This window comes from Methylobacterium sp. NPDC080182, from assembly GCF_050281105.1.
Classification (GTDB): Bacteria; Pseudomonadota; Alphaproteobacteria; order Rhizobiales; family Beijerinckiaceae; genus Methylobacterium.
Genome location: NZ_JBNNWO010000025.1, coordinates 1 through 18400 on the forward strand (window position 1 = coordinate 1; position 18400 = coordinate 18400).

The 18400-nt window shown below is 65.0% G+C and carries 16 protein-coding genes and 4 pseudogenes; 10 read left to right on the forward strand and 10 right to left on the reverse strand.

Going from position 1 to position 18400, the window contains the following annotated elements; all coding sequences use genetic code 11:
- Window positions 1–188: 188 nt before the first annotated feature.
- The 4 genes and pseudogenes from ACQKQD_RS29785 to ACQKQD_RS29800 all read right to left on the reverse strand — a co-directional run.
- Window positions 189–1043, reverse strand: coding sequence for a ChbG/HpnK family deacetylase (locus ACQKQD_RS29785; RefSeq protein WP_427510375.1), 855 nt, complete (start codon window positions 1041–1043; stop codon window positions 189–191).
- A 231-nt stretch (window positions 1044–1274) separates the two neighbouring features.
- Window positions 1275–3365, reverse strand: a complete 2091-nt coding sequence (locus ACQKQD_RS29790) for a prolyl oligopeptidase family serine peptidase (protein WP_427510433.1) — start codon at window positions 3363–3365, stop codon at window positions 1275–1277.
- A 207-nt stretch (window positions 3366–3572) separates the two neighbouring features.
- Entirely contained in the window at window positions 3573–3776 is a 204-nt protein-coding gene (locus tag ACQKQD_RS29795; RefSeq protein WP_427510438.1) for a hypothetical protein, read from the reverse strand.
- Window positions 3753–3954, reverse strand: a pseudogene (locus ACQKQD_RS29800) (hypothetical protein); the annotation flags it as partial. The gene ACQKQD_RS29795 and the pseudogene ACQKQD_RS29800, both read right to left, overlap by 24 nt.
- Between ACQKQD_RS29800 and ACQKQD_RS29805 the strand changes: the two are divergent.
- Window positions 3865–4176 carry a transposase gene (locus ACQKQD_RS29805; RefSeq protein ID WP_427510434.1) on the forward strand — a complete coding sequence of 104 codons (312 nt, stop codon included), beginning with the start codon at window positions 3865–3867 and terminating at the stop codon, window positions 4174–4176. The pseudogene ACQKQD_RS29800 and the gene ACQKQD_RS29805 sit on opposite strands and share 90 nt — an antisense overlap.
- A gap of 735 nt (window positions 4177–4911) precedes the next feature.
- Window positions 4912–6597, forward strand: a complete 1686-nt coding sequence (locus ACQKQD_RS29810) for a methyl-accepting chemotaxis protein (RefSeq protein WP_427510376.1) — start codon at window positions 4912–4914, stop codon at window positions 6595–6597.
- A gap of 326 nt (window positions 6598–6923) precedes the next feature.
- Here ACQKQD_RS29810 and ACQKQD_RS29815 read toward each other — a convergent pair whose 3' ends face one another.
- Complete coding sequence (locus ACQKQD_RS29815; protein WP_427510377.1) at window positions 6924–8144, reverse strand: IS256 family transposase; 1221 nt, start codon at window positions 8142–8144, stop codon at window positions 6924–6926.
- Window positions 8145–8258: 114 nt separating this feature from the next.
- Between ACQKQD_RS29815 and ACQKQD_RS29820 the strand changes: the two are divergent.
- Window positions 8259–9245 (forward strand): annotated as a pseudogene (locus ACQKQD_RS29820) (IS481 family transposase).
- Window positions 9246–9982: 737 nt separating this feature from the next.
- Here the strand turns inward: ACQKQD_RS29820 and ACQKQD_RS29825 are convergent.
- A complete protein-coding gene (locus ACQKQD_RS29825; protein WP_427510378.1) occupies window positions 9983–10642 on the reverse strand; it encodes an AAA family ATPase in 660 nt (219 codons plus the stop codon).
- A gap of 260 nt (window positions 10643–10902) precedes the next feature.
- Between ACQKQD_RS29825 and ACQKQD_RS29830 the strand changes: the two genes are divergently transcribed.
- From ACQKQD_RS29830 to ACQKQD_RS29840, 3 genes are all read left to right on the forward strand, one after another.
- Window positions 10903–11172, forward strand: coding sequence for a type II toxin-antitoxin system ParD family antitoxin (locus ACQKQD_RS29830; RefSeq protein WP_029360219.1), 270 nt, complete (start codon window positions 10903–10905; stop codon window positions 11170–11172).
- On the forward strand, window positions 11165–11455 hold the full coding sequence (locus ACQKQD_RS29835) for a type II toxin-antitoxin system RelE/ParE family toxin (RefSeq protein ID WP_427510379.1): 291 nt from the start codon (window positions 11165–11167) through the stop codon (window positions 11453–11455). The genes ACQKQD_RS29830 and ACQKQD_RS29835 overlap by 8 nt, the downstream gene beginning before the upstream one ends.
- A gap of 494 nt (window positions 11456–11949) precedes the next feature.
- The gene (locus ACQKQD_RS29840; protein ID WP_427510380.1) at window positions 11950–12765 is read left to right on the forward strand and encodes a helix-turn-helix domain-containing protein; all 816 of its coding nucleotides are present in this window, start codon (window positions 11950–11952) and stop codon (window positions 12763–12765) included.
- A 40-nt stretch (window positions 12766–12805) separates the two neighbouring features.
- Here ACQKQD_RS29840 and ACQKQD_RS29845 read toward each other — a convergent pair whose 3' ends face one another.
- Window positions 12806–13138 (reverse strand): hypothetical protein, encoded by a 333-nt coding sequence (locus ACQKQD_RS29845; RefSeq protein ID WP_427510381.1) that lies wholly within the window; start codon window positions 13136–13138, stop codon window positions 12806–12808.
- 314 nt (window positions 13139–13452) lie between these two features.
- On the opposite strand from ACQKQD_RS29845, the gene ACQKQD_RS29850 reads away from it, so the two are divergent.
- Entirely contained in the window at window positions 13453–13677 is a 225-nt protein-coding gene (locus ACQKQD_RS29850; protein ID WP_427510382.1) for a hypothetical protein, read from the forward strand.
- Between the two features lie 33 nt (window positions 13678–13710).
- On the opposite strand, the gene ACQKQD_RS29855 is transcribed toward ACQKQD_RS29850, so the two are convergent.
- The 3 genes and pseudogenes from ACQKQD_RS29855 to ACQKQD_RS29865 form a co-directional block, all read right to left on the reverse strand.
- Complete coding sequence (locus ACQKQD_RS29855) at window positions 13711–14199, reverse strand: ProQ/FINO family protein (protein WP_427510383.1); 489 nt, start codon at window positions 14197–14199, stop codon at window positions 13711–13713.
- 50 nt (window positions 14200–14249) lie between these two features.
- Window positions 14250–14603: a hypothetical protein gene (locus tag ACQKQD_RS29860; protein ID WP_427510384.1), complete on the reverse strand. Its 354-nt coding sequence runs from the start codon at window positions 14601–14603 to the stop codon at window positions 14250–14252.
- Window positions 14604–14868: 265 nt separating this feature from the next.
- Window positions 14869–15813, reverse strand: a pseudogene (locus tag ACQKQD_RS29865) (IS110 family transposase); the annotation flags it as partial.
- Window positions 15814–16121: 308 nt separating this feature from the next.
- Between ACQKQD_RS29865 and ACQKQD_RS29870 the strand changes: the two are divergent.
- The 3 genes and pseudogenes from ACQKQD_RS29870 to ACQKQD_RS29880 form a co-directional block, all read left to right on the forward strand.
- Window positions 16122–16652: pseudogene (locus ACQKQD_RS29870) on the forward strand (IS110 family transposase); the annotation flags it as partial.
- 542 nt (window positions 16653–17194) lie between these two features.
- Window positions 17195–17770: a recombinase family protein gene (locus ACQKQD_RS29875; RefSeq protein WP_427510385.1), complete on the forward strand. Its 576-nt coding sequence runs from the start codon at window positions 17195–17197 to the stop codon at window positions 17768–17770.
- 67 nt (window positions 17771–17837) lie between these two features.
- On the forward strand, window positions 17838–18299 hold the full coding sequence (locus tag ACQKQD_RS29880; protein ID WP_427510386.1) for a hypothetical protein: 462 nt from the start codon (window positions 17838–17840) through the stop codon (window positions 18297–18299).
- Window positions 18300–18400 lie beyond the last annotated feature (101 nt).

Here is an 18400-nt window from a genome sequence, read left to right on the forward strand (position 1 = left end):
GCCCAGCCCAAATCCCCATAGGCCCGCCCGCCATCCCGCGGGTTCGTTCATCCAAGACTTTCGTACGCCTCGCGGCGACCGAAACTCTTCAGGAAGCTTCCGGTCTGCTTTCAGAGCTGAAATGCGGAAAAGCTGCCGCTCTCGTGTTATGATGCACTGTCCTAAGATCGATATTTAAGAGAAATTTGCTATGTACTCCTAAATCGCTGTATGGACCGTAGCTCTCTATAGCTAATTCGCAGCACACCATGCTCATCAAGCAGGGCTGCAACGCTTGGGTCAAGGAGCGTTGCGGCGTCATGCACGCGAATATCTGCATGTTGACGGTCATAGCCGCGCAACTCCTCTCCATCCAAAACAGGATGGGCAAATAGCTCCGTCACTCCGCAAGCCATGGTAGGAACCATCTCAAACATCACGTCACGTGTTGGGCGCGGCCAAGTATAGATCAGCTGGTCCACAGACAGGATGCCTCGTGCTGCAGCCAAGTCACGCGCCGAGAAGGCCGCTCGAAGTGGCAGCCGGATTGGGAGCCTGAAATACTGGGCTAGATCGAGGTAAATCGTGAACAGTGACTCGCTTGCATGAAGGACATCCATATGCGTGTCGATGTGCGTGACATCGATGCCCCATGCCAACGCAGTCTCAATCTGTGCAAGACACTCGGCGCGCACATCGTCGGCATCCTGCTGCGACACTGCGAGCGCAGTCGTGAAAGGCAGGAAGCCGCTGGCCTCGTGTAGGGAGGCGGCCCCGGTAAGGCTCCGCCACCGATACCCTGTATGCTCGCTGGTCAGGGTCAGATGGACGCCAACCGGCAATCCCTCGAACATGTATGCCGCCTCGGCGGCCCAAGGACAGGGGACCATCACAGAGGCGCTGGTAGCGACGCCATAGGTCATGGCCCGCAACGCTGCTACGTTTGCGCTATGGCTCGATCCCACATCATCACAGTTTACGATGAGAAGCCGGTCGTTGGGGTGAAATCCGAGCTGCCGTGCAAGTGACAGCACCTCCGGCTCATCGGTGATAGTGACCGTCATCGCCACCTCGTCCTGATCGTTTCAAGGCGAGCGCTTGTTTGGCGTTGATCGCGTGGGCGAGCAATGACCGCTTTGGAGAAGCGCCGACAGCTATCTCAACAGCTGGGTTGGGTCGAAATCAGACCATCTACTTTCAAGCCAGAAGCCAAGGTTGACGCCTGCCTGGTGGTCCGCCCAGCAACCGCTTTCCACCAGTCGCTGTACACAGTGGAGGGAAGGCCGAGTTTGTACTCACGCGATCGGGTCCTCCCAACCGATCGAGCGGCGCAGGAATGTAAGCCCCAGCGCCCTGAACGCCGCCGTCTGTTCGCTATCCTTACCGGCTCCATGCCCGCCCGTTGCGGGCTCGTAGAAGGTGACGTCGTAGCCAAGGACGCGAAGCTTCTGCGCCATTTTCCGCGCGTGGCCGGGATGAACCCGATCGTCGCCGCGGCTCGTGGCCAGCAGGATCGGCGGATAGTTCCGCCCGGCCTCAACGGCGTGATAGGCGGATATGCCGGATAGAAAGCTCCAGTCCTGCGGATCGTCCGGATCGCCGTATTCCCCGATCCAGCTCGCACCGGCCAGGAGCTTCGTGTAGCGGCGCATGTCGATCAGCGGGATCGTGCATACCAGCGCCCCGAACCGCTCCGGGTAGCGGGTGAGCATGTTGGCGATCAGCAGGCCTCCATTCGAGCCGCCCTCGGCCGCGATCCGCCCCGGCCGTGTCACGCCGCGCGCGACGAGATCGGCAGCCACCGCTGCGAAGTCGTCATGCGACCGGGCCTTGCCCTCGCGCCGGCCGGCGTGATGCCAGTGGGTCCCGAACTCGCCGCCGCCGCGGATGTTGGCGGTCACGCAGGTGCCGCCTCGCTCCAGCCAGAGCTTGCCCAGGACGGGCTGGTAATCCGGCAGGCGTGAGAGCGCGAATCCGCCATAGGCCGTCATGTAGACGGGGGCCGTACCGGTCTCGGCCTCCGGCCCGACCTGGACGTAGGGCACGCGCGTCCCGTCCGCCGACCGGGCCTCATGGCGCGTCACCCGGATGTCGCGCGCATCGAAGGCTGGGGGTGTCTGACGCAGCACGGTCGGGGCGTCGAGCGCCGGCGGGAAGGCGAGCAGCGCCGGCGGCGTCACCGGATCGTGGGCCAGCGCGAGCAGGGCTCCATCTGCCCGCTCCGTATCGCCGTCGAGGGGCCAGAGATGAACGGATCCCAGGGCGGGCAGCCCGGTGAGGGGCCGCTCGGTCCAGCCGCCCGTCCCTGGCTCGAAGACGCGGTAGGTGGGACGCAGATCCTCCAGTACGTCGACGATCAGCCGCCCGGCCGACCAGAACACACCCTGGAGGGCAAGCCGCTCATCCGGCTGCCAGAGGATCGTAAAGGCGCGACTTCCCGCCAGCAGGTCGGGGAGCGCGATCGTCAGCACCGTGTCGGTGTCATGCGTGATGCCGTCCACCGTCCAGGGCCGCCGCAGCCGCACGGACAGGTGGTTCCGGTGCAGCTGCACCCCGGCATGCGCGGGCAGGTCGAGGCGCACCCGCATGCCGCCGCGGTCGCCGATATGGACGACCGTGTCGAAGAAGCCGAGCTGCTCGACGACGGTGATCCGCTCCGCTCCGGTTTGCCGGTCGGACGCACCCCAGACCGTCATGCTGCTTTCGGCGGTCTCGAACAGGACGGGCGCGTCGAGCGGATCCGTTCCGCGCAGCCAGAGCCGGACGGTGCGCGCGTATCCGGACCGCGTGGCCATGCCCGATCCGAGGGCGCTCGACAGGAGTACGGTCTCGCGGTCGAGCCATGTCGCCCCCCCCTTGCCCTCGGGCAGGGCGAAGCCATCCGCGACGAAGGCACGGGTGTGCAAATCGAATTCACGCACGACCGCAGCGTCTTTGCCGCCACGGCTAAGACGCAAGAGAGCACGATCGAGATCGGTCTTGAGGATCGCGGCCCCGGCCCAGACCCAGTCCTCGCCCTCGATCGCAGCGAGGCTGTCGAGATCGAGCAGGATTTGCCAGTCTGGAACCGCGGCACGATAGCCGGCCTCGTCGACTCGCCGCCACAGCCCACGAGGATGTTCGGCATCCTTCCAGAAATTGTAGAGCCAGGTGCCGAAGCGCTGGACGAACGGGATCCGGCCCGGCCGGTCGAGAAGGCCGCGGGCGATGTCGCGGTCGCGGAGGAAGCCGGCATCGCCGTAGCGGGCGAGCGTCTCAGCGTTACGCGCCTCGACCCAGGCCAGCGCATTGGACCCGTCGATCTCTTCCAGCCAGAGGTAGGGGTCGTCGTCGGGCCGCGCGAGCGTCGGCCGAGGATCGGGACGAGTATCGGTTGCCGCGGACATGGCCGGGAGCGTAGCCCGAGCGTAGCGTCTCTGGAAGTTGAGCGGCGTGATCATGAAGAGCGGTCAGGCGCGTCTCCGGAAACGCTCTGTGCCGTTCGTCCAACAACCGGCTGATGCCAGTCGCAGCGCTGCCGCGCCTCGCCCCATAAGACGGCCTTATGCAACAGGCGACGTCGGCTGAAGCCGCCTGCCACGGCGCACCATCGATCAGCGATAGAGCCCGTCAGCCCTTAACGTCGTGAGGAGCATGCGGGCCCGCCCCTGCGCCGCTGCAGCGTCCTCCGGCTTCGCAAAGCCATGCTCGCACATCGGTATGAGCTTCCGCATGGCCCGATCCATTACCGAGCCCTCCCAGAAGATCAAGAAACCGCTGTCGGTAAGGTCTTTGAGGAAGCACCACAGAGTCGACATGAGGTTGTCCGCCGTCACGCCCAGGCCGCGCGAGACGCTCTCCAGGTCCTCACCACGCGAGACGCCGCAACACCGCGTCCCGCTTGCGCTGCCGGGACATGCGCCCACCCCGGCTTGGTCCGACCGCACCGGCAACCGCTCCTGTCAGCTTCCCAGATCTGGCCTTCCGGCTACCCATCGCCGCTACCATGCAGTAGCCTCCCACTCGGCTCGGTCCAAAATACCGGTCAGGTCACGTCGCAGTCGTTATCTCGGCCTGGCCAAGACGCATCTGCAGCACCTGCTGACGGCGACGGCGATCAACCTCAGCCGCCTCGCCGCCTGGATCGACGACACCCCCGCTGCCCGAACCCGACGCTCCGCTTTCGCTCGCCTCATGGCTCGGCCAACGGCCGCGTAGGAATTCGCCAGCAGTATCTTTTGCGGAGCAAGTCCAATGCGGCATACGCGAATGGGTCGGCGCCGTACAGCGCTTCGACGAGGCAACGCAACAGCATTGCCTGATCGTCGCCGGCCTCTCCGCCGCGTTCGCGACCGAGTTGGGGCTCCATGACTTGGATAGCTCCAGGCTGACCAAGGCCGCGCTGGTACACGATGTCGGGAAGACGAAGATCGTCGGACATCGCGCAATCCGACACCCGGTCGGCCGGGCGACCTCAATGGACCCCGAAGCGCGCACTTCGAACGCTGCTGACCCACCATCGCAACTGCTCTCCGCTAAGCTGTTGCGACGACCCCTTGAATCCACCGTCTCGACCGACCTACGTCGTACTTCCGTCCCCGCGGGCACGAGCCAAGCCCGGAAGCCGCCGCGCCTCCTCCGGCTGCAGCTGCGCTGTGCTGAAGGTGGAATGCCATGGCAACCCACTTGACCGGCAAGATAGTTGCTCAACCTGCCGGCGTTGAACAATGATCAGTATACTACGAGAAGTTTGTCATCGACTTAGCCGATGGGCTCGGTCCGGCCGCAACGCTTGATTGAAATATTCTGCGCTATAATCGTCATTTTCTATCTGATGTGTCTTGTTTTCTGCCATCTGGTGCTATTTGCAAAATATATTTACAGAAAATGAACTTTTTTATCTCACAGCTTCGGGCGGGAAATTCGCGACATATTGAGTTCCGGATACAGACGATGATATTCTCTAATTTAAAAATACTGCAAAAAATCTGTTCGGTTATCACTCTCATCGGCATAATCATCGGCGCAAGCATCTGGTATGCGCAATTGCGGATGACAACTATAGACAATGCCTATAGCAGTTTTATCTTGCGAGAGGCGCGTGCCGTAGCCTTGTTGCGACATGTCAATCGCTTGGTCGTTGAGATGAATTATAATGTCTATCGATTGATCGCAGAAACAGACGATCAACAGATGGATAGTGCGAACAATGGCTTCGACACGACAGTCAAGTCACTCAAGGATACTTACGAAATTCTTAGAGAGCGGGCCCCGACATTCTCGGCGCAACTTGCTGAGGAATCAGCGATGATCGACGATTATCTCAAGAAAATCGGAGAGGTTCGCTATAAGGCACGAAGAAACGAGAACGCTCAAGCCTTGGATCTAGTGCACCATCAGATTGATCCGATCTATACGCGCCTCACGACGTTTGGAGCCAAACTCGCCGATAGCATTGAAAAATATGCGTCCGATGCGTCCGACGATCTTACGGTACAAACCAACTCGACACGCTACACCCTGATCTTTATCACTGCCTTCGGCGTCATCCTCGGTATGATTGTTGCAATTGCTGTTGTCATAGTCGGTGTTACTGGTCCGATCGGACGCCTGACGGGTATCATGGGCCGGCTGGCTTCAGGCGATGTCACGGCGGACGTTGCTTTGCAGGATCGCAGTGATGAGATCGGGACGATGGCCAGTGCCGTACAGGTCTTCAAGGAGGGCATGATCCAGGCTCGCGCTCTTGAGGCCGAGACCGTGCAGGCTCGTCTGGCGGCCGAAGAGCTTCGCAAGCTCGGGATGCTTCAGATGGCCGACTCGTTCGAAGCGGCGATCAGCGGCATCGTCGGCTTGGTCTCGTCCTCGGCCACCGAACTCCAGGCGACCGCCCAGCAGATGACGGCAACCGCCCAGGAGACTGCCAGCCAGTCGACGACCGTAGCGGCCGCCGCCGAGGAGGCCTCGACCAACGTCAACACGGTCGCAGCCGCGGCGGAGGAGCTCGGCTCGTCGGTGCAGGAGATCGGCCGGCAGGTGCAGGGATCGGCCAATCTCGCGCAGGCCGCGGTTGTCGAAGCTGACCAGACCGCACATCTCGTCCAGGCGCTCAGCCAGAGCGCCGCGCGGATCGGCGACATGGTCGGGATGATCTCGGGCATCGCCGGCCAGACCAACCTGCTAGCCTTGAACGCCACGATCGAGGCGGCGCGCGCCGGCGCGGCGGGGCGCGGCTTCGCGGTAGTCGCGAGCGAGGTGAAGGCGCTGGCCGAGCAGACCGCCAAGGCGACCGAGGAGATCACGCGCCAGATCGGCGAGGTTCAGGGGGTGACCGCGCAGGCGGTGACGGCGATCGGCGGGATCACCGGGCGTATCCGGGAGATCGACGGCGTGTCGACCTCGATCGCGGCCGCTGTCGAGCAGCAGGGTGCAGCCACGCAGGAGATCGTGCGCAACGTGGCCCAGGCCTCGACAGGGACGAACGAGGTGACCGGCAACATCGCCGGGGTGGCGCAGGCCTCGGAGCAGACGGGGGTGGCGGCCAATCAGGTCCTGTCGTCAGCCTCCGAGCTGTCGCGGCAATCCGAGCATCTCAGCGCCGAGGTCGCCCGCTTCCTCGCAACCGTACGCGCCGCCTGAGGTCGTCTTGTCCGAGGTCCACGTCCTCCCGTTCCGATCACACAGCCCGGAGCAGGCGGGTCGCCTGCACGCGGATCTGGCGGTGGCGCACGCGCGCAGCCAGGACATCGGCTCACGAGGCCCTCATATTCAGGCTGGCGGCGTGCGCTTGCAGCACATGTGTCGCCAGATCGAAGCCTTTCTCGCTGAGTTCGATCATCGGTCGAACGAACTCAACGAGCCGGAGCAGGTGTTTGGTTGCGGAACGTCGTTGGGATGCGGCGCGTTGGGCGATCAAAGCCTATGGGGACTGTCAGGAATTCCGTGTGCGGGCGGCGGGTTGAACATTAGGCCGCCATGGCCCGTGTGAAGCGCTCGCCGAAGATGACGGCGAACTGCGCCTTGGCCATGACCCACTCACGTGGCCCCATCTTCCACGCCTTCTCGGAGCGGTTCAAGACCAGGTAGAGCAGCTTCAGCGCGGCCTCGTCGGTCGGGAAGTGCCCGCGGGCGCGCACAGCCCGGCGCAGCGTGGCGTTCAGGGCCTCGATGGCGTTGGTCGTGTACAGGATCCGGCGCACCTCGCCGGGGAAGGCGTAGAACGGGACCACCTCGCCCCAGGCCCGTCGCCAGCTCTGGGCGATGGCTGGGTAGCGCCGACCCCATTCGCTTGTCTCGAAGGCCGCCAAGGCCGCCTCGCCAGCCGCGGCATCGAGCGCGCGGTAGATGTCCTTCAGTGCCGCGGCCACGAGCTTGCGGTCCTTGTAGGACACGAAGTCGAGGCTGTGGCGCAGGAGGTGGACGATGCAGGTTTGGACCAGCGCCTCGGGGAACACCGCCCGGATCGCATCGGGGAAGCCCTTCAGGCCATCGACCACGGCAAGCAGCACGTCCTCGACGCCGCGGTTCCTGAGCTCGTTCATGACCCGCAACCAGAACTTGGCGCCCTCGTTCTGCTCCAGCCAGAGGCCGAGGATCTCCTTGGAGCCGTCGGCGCGCACGCCCAGCGCGATGTGGACGGCCTTGTTGCGGACCACGCCCTCGTCACGCACCTTGATCCGCAGGGCGTCGAAGAACACGATCGGGTAGACCGGCTCCAGCGGCCGGGCTTGCCAGGCGGCGACCTCCTCCAGGACCGCGTCGGTCACCGCGCTGATCAGGTCGGGTGAGACCTCGATCCCGTAGAGCTCGCGCAGGTGCGCGGCGATCTCCCGGGTGCTCATGCCACGCGCGTACATCGACACGATCTTGTCGTCGAAGCCCGGGAAGCGGCGCTGATACCGGGCGATCAACTGTGGGTCGAACGTCGCCTGCCGATCGCGCGGGATCGCCAGTTCGATCCGGCCCGTCTCGGTCGTGACCGTCTTGCGACCGTAGCCGTTGCGCGTGTTGCCGGCGTCCTCGCCCGCCAGATGATGGTCCATCTCTGCGTTGAGCGCCCGCTCGGCCAGGGCCTTCTTCAACTCGTCCAGCAGGCCATCGGCCTCGAAGGCCGTCTTCGGATCGGCCCCGGCCAGGAGCTGATCCAGGATCGCGTCAGGGATGCGGGGTGCTTTGCGTCGTGCCATCGGGAACCTCCTTCGGGTCCACTATGGCCGCCCGCACACGAAATTCCTGACAGTCCCAGCCTATGCGTGGCGGTTCGACGGTGTGCGCCGCCAGTCTGCCAGGAGGGAGCGCTGATGCTCGCCCTCCACCCCCAGGCCCGCACAACCCCGGCCGTGCGCGCCGAGATCGCCCGCTCACACGAGAGCTCCGGGGTGCTGGCCAAACGCTACGGCGTGTCCACCGAGACCATCCGCAAGTGGCGCAAACGCGGTCCCGATGCGTGTCAGGACCGCTCGGCGCGTCCCCACAAGCTGCCCTGGCGCGCCAGCGATGAGGAGCGCGCCATCGTGTGCGCGCTCCGCCGCGCCACCGGCTTTCCCCTCGACGCGCTGACCTTCGTCGTCAGCCACTTCTTGCCACACCTGAACCGGGATGCGGTCTACCGCATCCTCAAGGCGGAAGGCCTCAACCGGCTGCCGCCGTCCGAGAACGCCCTCAAACCGCACGGCAGCTTCAAGGACTACGAGGTCGGCTTCATCCATGTCGACGTGAAGCACCTGCCCAAGCTGCAAGACCGTGATCGCGCCTCGCGCAAACGCTACCTGTACGTCGCCATCGACCGCGCTTCCCGCTACGTGCATCTCGCCGTCAAGGACGACGAGACCACCGCCTCGGCCGTAGCCTTCCTCACGGACGCCCTCGGGGCCTTTCCGTTCAAGGTCACGCACGTGCTCACTGACCGCGGCTCCTGCTTCACGGCCGATGCCTTCGAGGCCGCCTGCGAGCGGCACGGTGTGCAGCATCGCAAGACGCACCCCTACACACCCAAAACAAACGGCATGGTCGAGCGCTTCAACGGCCGCGTCCAGCGGGAGGTGCTCGGCATCACGCTCTAACGCCACGCCGACCTGGAGATCGTGCTGCGCGGCTTCAACGCGGCCTACAACGGCCGCCGGCAGCGCGTGCTCAATGGGCTCTCGCCCGAGATGGTGCTGCGTCAGCGCCTCGAAGCTGATCCCGCACTGGCTAACCCAACCTACAAGCCACCCAGTCCCAGTCTGATCAAACACGCCCTCCGCATCGTTGAAGACGCCAAGGAGGTCTCACATCCAGACAGTTAGAGTGCTCCGACATCCAGTCGCCAGCCGAACGGCTCGATGCGCTGCGACGCGTGATGCCGTTCCAATGAGCCGCGGGCCTTGCTGGTTCCGCCATGGCGACTGTGGCTTCCGATACGCGGACGGTATCGGAAGCCAGGAGGTTGGTCGGCCAGGCGAGCGCGTGCAAATCCATCGTAGGATCGCGGGACGGCTTTTGCCGCTTCGCTTCCGTGCTTTGTTCGTCAGTGAAAATCTGAGGCACCAGAAGGCTCAGGGTGGCTATGAGCTTATTGGCGCAAGGTAGTTTTATGGACTGCTGTTCCCTCCGAGAAATCTCTTGCGCGAGCGGTGTGGCTGCTCGCTCGATTATCGTAGGCGTCTCCCGTCTTCCGGCACGGCAGCTAGATCGACGTTGTAGCCCTTTGCGGCTAGAGCCTCGAGAACGAGATACTTCACTGTTACGCGGCGGTTCAGCGCTTCCTGACGTAATGCGGTCCAGACCGTATCAGGCACCTCGAATTTGAGGGTTGCCGCTTTCGAGGGGGCAAGAGGGGTTTTGGGTTCTGGAGTATAAGGGCCCGTGTCCTTTTGCGGCTCTGTAGCTACTGACGTAGAGGGCTCGGTCCTTAGCTCCGGTGCGGAGGAGGGTCGGGTGAAACCCAGATCTCCGGTAGCGTCGGCGAGTTGTTGTGCGTCCTCAGGTGAGATACGCGGCCGCGGCCGCGGCGCAGGCTGAAAAGAAGGTTTCGCCATTGCGTTCAGGCCTCTTCCTGCTGAACTGCTAGTATTTCGAGGAGTTCGCCGAGGGCTCCAGCAACCTCCTGCAAGGCTTTTGGGTCACCGTCCGGGTGCGATGGTGTCGCGCCAGTGAAATGGATCGCCTGATAAGCCGCGCGCTGGATGATTTCTGTTCTTAGGACAGGGATATCGGCGGATTGAATTTCTTGCCGTGCGTGCTGCGCTACGCGGCTCTGAAGGGGTGACATCTGTGTCAGAGCTACTCGGGCAGGGATTGGTCGACGTAGCATCTTCTCTGCGCGCCTGACGACCTCATATGTGCGAAATACCTCCTGCAGGTCCATGCCTGAGATTTTAGAAGGTATCAGTACTAGGTCGCTTTCGGCGATCGCATATGTGACTGCCTGGGATGCAGCGCCCTCAAGATCTACAAACACGAGGCTATAGCGTGAGGCGGCATCGGCAATTCGGTCGAGAACCGTCTTCTCGGTCACGCCCGTGATTACATCCACGCTGCAATCCTCACCAGCGCGCTCTCGCCAGGAGGAGACATGTCCGTTTGGATCGGCGTCGATGATGGCAACACTGCCGCCCTGCCGGGCGTACGCATCGGCAAGGCAAATCACGAGCGTCGTTTTCCCGACCCCACCTTTGGTACTGCAGACACTAATGACGGCCATTGCTCAAGCCCCCTGTTGCCCTTGTTCTCATGCGCCCAAGCGCTCTGTAGCCCAAACGATCAACAGGCCTTTAACGCCAGTGCCCCAAAATGCAAATACCCATTTGGGCAATCGAGCGAAAGATCAAAAAGGCATCGGTTTATATGGGCATCAGGGCTTGAGGCCTAGTGGGCGATACACCGATTGCCCTGCGAGTTCGCGTAAGGACATTTGTGAAAAACGCTTATCCTGGGTATGCTCAGGTCGAGGACGAGGCTCCCATGGCGACCATGACTATCTCTCTGCCCGACCCGATGAAGGAGTGGATCGAGGCGCAGATCAGGCAGGGCGATTACGCCAGCACGAGCGACTATGTCCGCGATCTCGTCCGCCGCGATCGGGAGCGGCGTGCCCATCCCGAACTGACGCTCGAGGATCTGCGCCGGATCGTCGATGACGCTCGCGCCAGCGGACCGAGCCGGCGCAAGGTCCCTGAGATCCTCGCCCGGGCCAAGAAGCACGCACAGGCCGCTCAGCCGTTGGATGAGTGACTACACCCTCACGCGGAAAGCCGAGGCGGATCTGTTCGACATCGCCGTTCACGGCTACCGGCAGTTCGGTATCCACCAAGCCGAAGCCTACGCTGCCGGTCTGGGGCGGGCCTTTCAGCTCCTCGCCGACAATCCTGGAATGGGCCGCAAGGCCGATGCGATCCGCCCGGGCGTGCACCGGCATGAGCATGCCTCCCACGTCATCCTGTACGAGGTGGTGACTGGTGGCATCCTGATCCTGGCCATCATCCACGGCCGCAGCGTAAGGCGGCTCGCGCTGTAGGGGAGGGGCGTCTCACGCTGAAGGATCGAATAGGCCCATCACGACTCAGGCCGCCCCCGAAACCAGCAGGGCTGAATACGGCCAGTGCCGAGCCCACGGTTCAACATCGTAGCAGCGCCGGCTACTCTGCGTTGCATCGCCACAGCGTTCAGCGATCCGGGCGCAGCCTCAACGTTGACTTAGCCGTGCCCGCCAGCCGACATGCGATGTCCGGCTACGCAGCGCCTCGCGCGAGTCGCCGGCACCATCAGGAGATCACGCCGCCGCAAGTCGACCCCTGAAAAGCCAACGGCCCCCCAGTCGCCAAACTGGAGAGCCGTCGAAAACGTGATGGCCTGTGAGGCCGGTATCGCTACCCCTCACAAGCCATGAGATGCCCCCGGGCGTCAAGCGAAAGCGCCAACTTTCGCAACGGTGAGGCTTTGCCTGTGGACCGGACGCCTTAACCGGCGGCTCGGAACGACCTGTCGTGGCCCGAAGAGGGCCGAAGAGGGATGTTTGCAGACGAGATCCGCCGCGCCATCGAGGCGGCGAGCCGAATCGCCCTACCCCAAGTCACGGCGCAGCTGTGGCGCGCGTTCGGGGACGGACACATCACCGAGGCCGAGGCCGAGCGCCTGTCCGCGCTGATCGAGGCGCGCACGCTCACCGGGAAGCCGGCCCGTTTCGGGCAGCCGCCGAGCCCGACAGAGCCGCAGCCGGTCGAGGCTGGCGATACCCCTCAGGCCCTTCCAGGAGGCGCCAGGCGGTCTGTGGGCTCACGCCCGCGCACGGACGCGTCGATGGAGCGTCGCCGCCGCTGGGCAGCCGCCGGGCGGCTGCCGCCGGGGCTGGCGGCGCGGTTCACCCTGGCCGAGCAGGCGGTGCTGGCGCTGGTCGCGTCGGAGACCGCTCGTCGGGGCGATTGCCGCCTCGCCGTCGGCCACCTCGCGGCGATCGTCGGCGTGGCCGAGACCACCGTGCGCAACGCCATCCGCGAGGCGGGCAAGCTCGGGCTGGTCACCGTCGAGGAGCGGCGCATCACCGGCTTTCGCAACGACACCAACATTGTCCGCATCGTCGCGCCCGAGTGGACGGCTTGGCTGCGCCTCGCCCGCAAGATCCATCCCGCTCATGTGCCTCAGCGGTTAGATGCGGACGAGGGGGGAGGGTACAAATCCGCGCAGCGCACGCATACTCAGGTTCTAAAACCGTTAGATTCGAGGATAACCCAACCCTCAAAATGCTGCCGGAGGGCAGCGGGCGACCTCGATCGTGCGACACCTGCGAGAATCCGACAGGGTGGTGGGAAGGTGAAAGCCATGCGCTGACGGTCTGAGACCGGACGGTCTGACGAACGCCCCTCCACCATCACGGCACCCTCGGCTCACCGGCATACAGCCGGCCGATCACCTGTGGCCGCGCAAATCCGCCGCCACGCAGACGTACGTCGACACGGGTGTGCGGCTCGGTTAGAGGCGCCGCTCCCGATTCCGGAGCGGCCCGATGCGCCATGCCAGGAGCGATGACCTGCCGGCCCTGCTCCTCGCCCTGGCCACGGAGAATGCCAAGCTGCGCCAGCAGCTCGGCGACGCCCAGGATCTGCTGATGGAAACCGCCAGCGAGGCCGGCCACCTCCACGCTCGCATCGAGGCCGTCCAGGATGAGCGCGACGCTTGGCGCGCCGAGGCCGAGCAGCTGCAAACCCGCCTCTCACGGGGGGCTGATCGGCGACAAGCTGAGCTTGACCTGCTACACCGCGGCCTCTTCCCGCCAGGTGCTCAAGGCGTTCGCGACACCGCACGGCACCGTGGCGGGCAAGCACGCGACGACAGGTGATCGAGGGCCAGTTCCCCTCGCTTCGCCCGTGACGCCTCGGCCGGACGGTCGCGTGAGGGTCGGCGCCCCGGTGGAACTGGTCACCGCATGCGCCGGCTCACGGCCCGCTCACACGCTCGACTGAACCCGCGCGGCACGTCCTTGGCATAGGGGCCAGACCCGCCGCCAGATCACGGGCCATGATCGACGTCGATCTCGACCAACCCGCCGAACTCACCCTCTGGCCCGGCCATGCTCCGGCTCACGCCGCCGAGATGCGTAGCTTGCCCACCCTGCGCGCCGCTCTGGCCGCTACCGCTGCAGCCATCAATGTCCAGGATGCCATCCCGTGGATCATCACGGACAGCGGCGACATCCTCGCGCCCAACTGGATCCGCGCCTACACCGCGATGGCGCTGCCATGAGGTGGGCAGACCGTGGGTCGAGCGGGATTGAGGTCAGGCCGGCTGGTGGCTCACGGTCGCCGGCGCAGCGTCGACGGAGGCGGTCGCGGGCGTTTCCTGCGGCTCTTTCGCGGCCCGGCGTACCGCCCGGGTCCGGTCTCGGTACGCCTGCACGCCCTTGAACTGACGCCGCGCACCTGTGCGGTGATCCTCGCTCCCCGGCTCCATCGGATGACCGGCCAGATCGTACCGCCACGCGCCGGATCGGCTGAGGGCACGCAGGTAGCCCAAGCCGAGGCAGTAGACCTTCAGGGCTTGCTTCAGCTGCGCGGGTGGAACTCCCGGCCGGGCGAGCTGCGCGAGCGCCAGCGGCCGGACCGGATCCCCAAGTGTGGTCGGGAATATGGGCGGTCGCTCACGCAGCAGTGCGCACAGCTCGGAGGCCTGGGACACCTCGTAGCGGCCCGCGACGACCGCGGTCGGACCGACCGAGGCGGTGGGTTCCGTGTCTGGGGCAGGGGCTACGATCGGCGCGTCGAGCATGGGGCGAGGGTAGCGGCTCCCGCTCGAGCCGCAAAGGCATTATGTCCCGCTCAGGCGAGCCGTGCGGGCCAGGCTTCGATCCAGGATCCTGACTGAGCGCGCCGCCGGATGCCCTCGATCAGGAAGGCCATCAGCAGAGACAGGCCACGGCGCTCGATGCCGAAGGCGCGCACCAGATCGACGGTAATCTCCATGTCCTGCCACTCGGTCAGCAGCTCGGCCTCGGTGGCGGCGTCCATGAGCGAGAGATCGCCGTCGATGCCGAGTTGCATGCGCAGATCGGAGAAAATCGTCCCGGTGCGCACGGCCTGGCGGACATCGTCGACGGTGACAGCGTCATGCTGGCCGGACTCGATGGCGCGATTGAGGTGGAAGGCGATTGTGGTGAGGGCCGTGACGGGCATGCGAGGCTGTCGTCTAATCGCCTCGGCTAAAGCAAGTCATTTTTGTCCGTCGGGCTGTCGTTTGCCGGGAGCACGGTCGTCTTCGCGGTCGGCATGAGCCGCCGCATGATGGGGCTTCGCAGGAGGAACCTTCCGATGTGTGAAGCGCACTCGATGGATCGGCGAGGATCTCAAGGTGCAACAGCCTCGGTGAAATGGTTCGCCCACGTCCCGGCAGGGACGCCTCGACGCGCTTTGACGCGCGGCAAGCTCGGGTGTTGGCGGTTCAGGCCATGGCTACCTTCGCGCAGTAGGGTTGGCCGGACCTCAACATCGCATGCATGACGACAGCCAGCTTGCGCGCGACGGCCACGGCGGCACGCTTGAAGCCCAGTGGCTCGCGCAGCTTGAGCCCCCACGCGCGCAGGTCGCTGTCCGCCCGGCTGCGCGTCAGGACGACGACTGCGGCCTCGTAGAGGAGCCCGCGGATGTGCGCGTCTCCTCTCCGGGAGATGTGCCCGTCATAGTCGACCTCGCCCGACTGATAGCGCCGCGTGGTCAGGCCGAACCAGGCGGCGACGGAGCGCGACGATCTGAAGTTGGCTGGGTCCTCGATCGCGGTCACGAAGGCGGTCGCGGTGATCGCTCCGATCCCGGGGATCGCCATCAGCCGCCGGCAGTCCTGGTTTTGCCGGGCGCCAGCCAGGAGCTGGCGACCGAGTTCCGCCGCCCGCCGGCGAACCGCGCCCCATGCCTCCAGTAGCGGAAGGATGACGCGAGCCAGACCGTCTTCGTCCGACAAGAGGCGGCGAACCTCCACTTCGAATGATCCGCCCTTTGCTCCCGGCACGATCAAGCCGAACGTCTTCATCAGGCCGCGGATCTGATTGGACAGCTCGGTCGCTACCCGCACGAGCTTGCTGCGCCCCGCGACGAGCGTTCGCACGAGCATGCTGTCGTAGCCCTTCACGCGCACCTCGCGGAAGAAGCCGATCTCGGCCAGATGAGCCAACCCATCGGCATCGTTGGCGTCGGTCTTGTTGGTGGCCATGTCGAGGGCGGCCTTGGCGTGACGAGCATCGATACAGATCGCCGGAAGGCCTTCCGCCGTGAGGGCATGGAAGAACCAGATCGACAAAGGGCCCGTTTCGAACACGATCCGTTGGGCATCGGCCGCATGCTTGCGTAGAACACCGGCAATGACTGCGGGATCGGATGCGCACTTGCCGCGCCGTAATTACCCAGGCCCTTGCGTGGGTTGGGTTTCGCTGATTCCCTCGTGGGATGGGGCGCAGCGATCTTGAGCGGTTGAGCCGCGAGGAGCTGATCGAGCTGGTGCTGCGGCTGCAGCGTCCGGACAAGACCTCGCGCACCTCCTCGAAGCCACCGGCGACCGACCGCAAGGAGCGGCGCGAGCAATCCAAGCCTGGCGGGGCCAAGCCTGGGCACGAGGGCCACAGCCGGGCGATGAGCGACGATCCCGACGCCGTCGTCGCGCATCGTCCCGATCGCTGCGCGTGCTGCGGCGGCAGCCTGCACGGAGACGCGGCCGAGGTGCCGCCGTTAGCCCAGCGCGTGGTGACCGGGTTGGCTGATCAGATCGGTGCCTTGCAGATCCAACTCACCCGACTGGAGAAGGAATTGCTGGCCTGGCACCGGGAAAGCGACCTGTCGCAGCGCCTGGCGACGATCCCGGGTGTCGGCATCGTGTCGGCAACCGCGTTGGCCGCCTCGGTGAGCGAGCCCGAACGCTTCCGCTCCGGTCGGCAGTTCGCGGCCTCGTTGGGCCTGACACCGCTGCAGAACTGCAGTGGCGGCAAGGAGCGCCTGGGCCGGATCTCGCGCATGGGCGACCGCTACCTGCGCCGGCTGCTCGTGGTCGGCATGACCTCTCTGATCCGGCGTGCGAAGACGACACCGACCTCGGTCGACCCGCGGTTGCCGGCACTGCTGCAGCGTAAGCCGGTGCGCGTGGTGACTGTTGCCGCGGCCAATCGCACGGCGCGGGTCGCCTGGGCGATCATGACCCGCGGCGGCACCTACCGCGCACCGGCGGCCACGGCCGCCTGACAGCACGTAGAGGAGACGTTTCCAGGTTGCGAGGACGATGAGAGTTGATGGCGAACCGGTCAGACCGGGAGCCGGGACACCCCGCCGCCTGTCCAGGGCGTCATAGCCCGCGAAGCAGAGTGGGACCCAGCTCGCGGATACCATCAGGGCCAGCGGTCAACATGAACGACTGCATCGACAGGCCGGACACAAGACTGCACCCGACCAACGCGTCAGAAGCTCAATTCGCCACTTGCAATGCGGGAGCCATCCACACAAGACGGGCGGAAAGCCACCCCAAGCCGCCATTCGGCTACCGACCCTGAGCAGGCATTCCGGTTTCGACATATGATGGGTGTCGAGCACACCTTCGGCTCGGTTCCCGGTAGCTCATGAAGCAGATGCAGTGACTGAGTTGGTCCAATAGGGCTTGCTCTAATGGAACGGGGACCGCTGGAACGGTCAAGCTCTGTCTCAGTAGTCCAATAGCAAGCATCTTGATTTTTGGAACGGGATCACGCCAAGGTTCTTGAACCTATTGGAACAAGAGTCCGCTTCGCCTCATGCTCGTCGGTTACGCGCGTACCTCGACCCTCGAACAGGAGGCCGGCCTCGACGCTCAGGTCCGTGATCTCAATGCGCTCGGGTGCAGGAAGCTGTTCCGCGAGCAGGTCTCCTCCGTGGGACGCCGCACCCAGCTTGAGGCCGCCATCGATTTCTGCCGCGAGGGCGACACCCTCGTCGTCACCAAGCTCGATCGTCTCGCCCGTTCAGTTACCCACCTCGGCACCATCATCACCGCGCTCGAAGCCAAGGGTGTCGCCCTGCGGATCCTGAACCTTGGCGTCGATAGCGCCACGCCGACTGGGCGCCTGATGCTCAACGTCCTGGGCGGCGTCGCGCAGTTCGAGCGCGAGATCATGCTGGAGCGTCAGCGCGAGGGCATCGCCAAGGCGAAGGCGGCTGGCCGCTACAAGGGCCGCAAGCCAACGGTGCGGGCGCGGCAGGCCGAGATCGAGGCCCTGGCGGCGGAGGGGCTCAGCATGGCGGCGATCGCCGCGCGCCTTGGCATCGGCAAGGGCAGCGTTCACAGAGCCGTCGGCAAGCCACGGCCGGTGGAAGCCGACCCGTCGCGCTGACGGCTGCTGGCCGACGATAAGGGAACCGGCCGAAAGCCGATCAGAACCGATGCCTCTGCCGAGCGCCATGCCGATCACTCAGCACCAGCTTGCCGCCGCAGTGCTCAAGTCCGACCACATCGTCGATCGGCGGGTGATCGCGGCGTTCGTGGCCGATGCGGCGACACGGCCGGCGCCGAACCCGTTCCCGAACACCAGCGCCGGAGCCGTGCGCCAGGTCTGGCAGCAGCGGGTCGTCGAGTTCCAGTCGTTCGGCATCCAGGTGGCGGGCCTCGCCTGTCTGCTCACGGCCCTGTCGGATATGAGCGTGGGCGAGCCACTGGTGCAGGAGATCCTGCGGGCCGGGCCGCACACCGCGAACGTGTTCCGCCATGGCGATGGCTCCCGGATCGTCGGTGCCGTGCTCTACGGCAAGCCCGGCTTCGCTCTGCCGGTTCTGCCTGTGCCGCGGAGCCTCCACCGGACCTCCGGCCGTCGGACTCGCATCCCTGCGGGCCAACTCGACCTGTTCGCAGACGCCGGAGTCTGACGGCTGCGGATCGAGCCCGGATCCCGAACAACCTCGTTGCGGCGGCCTCGTCGGCATCCTCATCCAACGGTTGTGAGGCCGAGGCAGAGCACCTATCACGG

What these genes read in the sequence shown, in the direction of transcription:
- ACQKQD_RS29785 (WP_427510375.1), bottom strand. Translation starts at nt 1,043, where the DNA reads ATGACGGTCACTATCACCGATGAGCCGGAGGTGCTGTCACTTGCACGG.
- ACQKQD_RS29790 (WP_427510433.1), bottom strand. Translation starts at nt 3,365, where the DNA reads ATGTCCGCGGCAACCGATACTCGTCCCGATCCTCGGCCGACGCTCGCG.
- ACQKQD_RS29795 (WP_427510438.1), bottom strand. Translation starts at nt 3,776, where the DNA reads ATGTCGACTCTGTGGTGCTTCCTCAAAGACCTTACCGACAGCGGTTTC.
- ACQKQD_RS29810 (WP_427510376.1), top strand. Translation starts at nt 4,912, where the DNA reads ATGATATTCTCTAATTTAAAAATACTGCAAAAAATCTGTTCGGTTATC.
- ACQKQD_RS29815 (WP_427510377.1), bottom strand. Translation starts at nt 8,144, where the DNA reads ATGGCACGACGCAAAGCACCCCGCATCCCTGACGCGATCCTGGATCAG.
- ACQKQD_RS29825 (WP_427510378.1), bottom strand. Translation starts at nt 10,642, where the DNA reads ATGGCCGTCATTAGTGTCTGCAGTACCAAAGGTGGGGTCGGGAAAACG.
- ACQKQD_RS29830 (WP_029360219.1), top strand. Translation starts at nt 10,903, where the DNA reads ATGGCGACCATGACTATCTCTCTGCCCGACCCGATGAAGGAGTGGATC.
- ACQKQD_RS29835 (WP_427510379.1), top strand. Translation starts at nt 11,165, where the DNA reads ATGAGTGACTACACCCTCACGCGGAAAGCCGAGGCGGATCTGTTCGAC.
- ACQKQD_RS29840 (WP_427510380.1), top strand. Translation starts at nt 11,950, where the DNA reads ATGTTTGCAGACGAGATCCGCCGCGCCATCGAGGCGGCGAGCCGAATC.
- ACQKQD_RS29850 (WP_427510382.1), top strand. Translation starts at nt 13,453, where the DNA reads ATGATCGACGTCGATCTCGACCAACCCGCCGAACTCACCCTCTGGCCC.
- ACQKQD_RS29855 (WP_427510383.1), bottom strand. Translation starts at nt 14,199, where the DNA reads ATGCTCGACGCGCCGATCGTAGCCCCTGCCCCAGACACGGAACCCACC.
- ACQKQD_RS29860 (WP_427510384.1), bottom strand. Translation starts at nt 14,603, where the DNA reads ATGCCCGTCACGGCCCTCACCACAATCGCCTTCCACCTCAATCGCGCC.
- ACQKQD_RS29875 (WP_427510385.1), top strand. Translation starts at nt 17,195, where the DNA reads ATGCTCGTCGGTTACGCGCGTACCTCGACCCTCGAACAGGAGGCCGGC.
- ACQKQD_RS29880 (WP_427510386.1), top strand. Translation starts at nt 17,838, where the DNA reads ATGCCGATCACTCAGCACCAGCTTGCCGCCGCAGTGCTCAAGTCCGAC.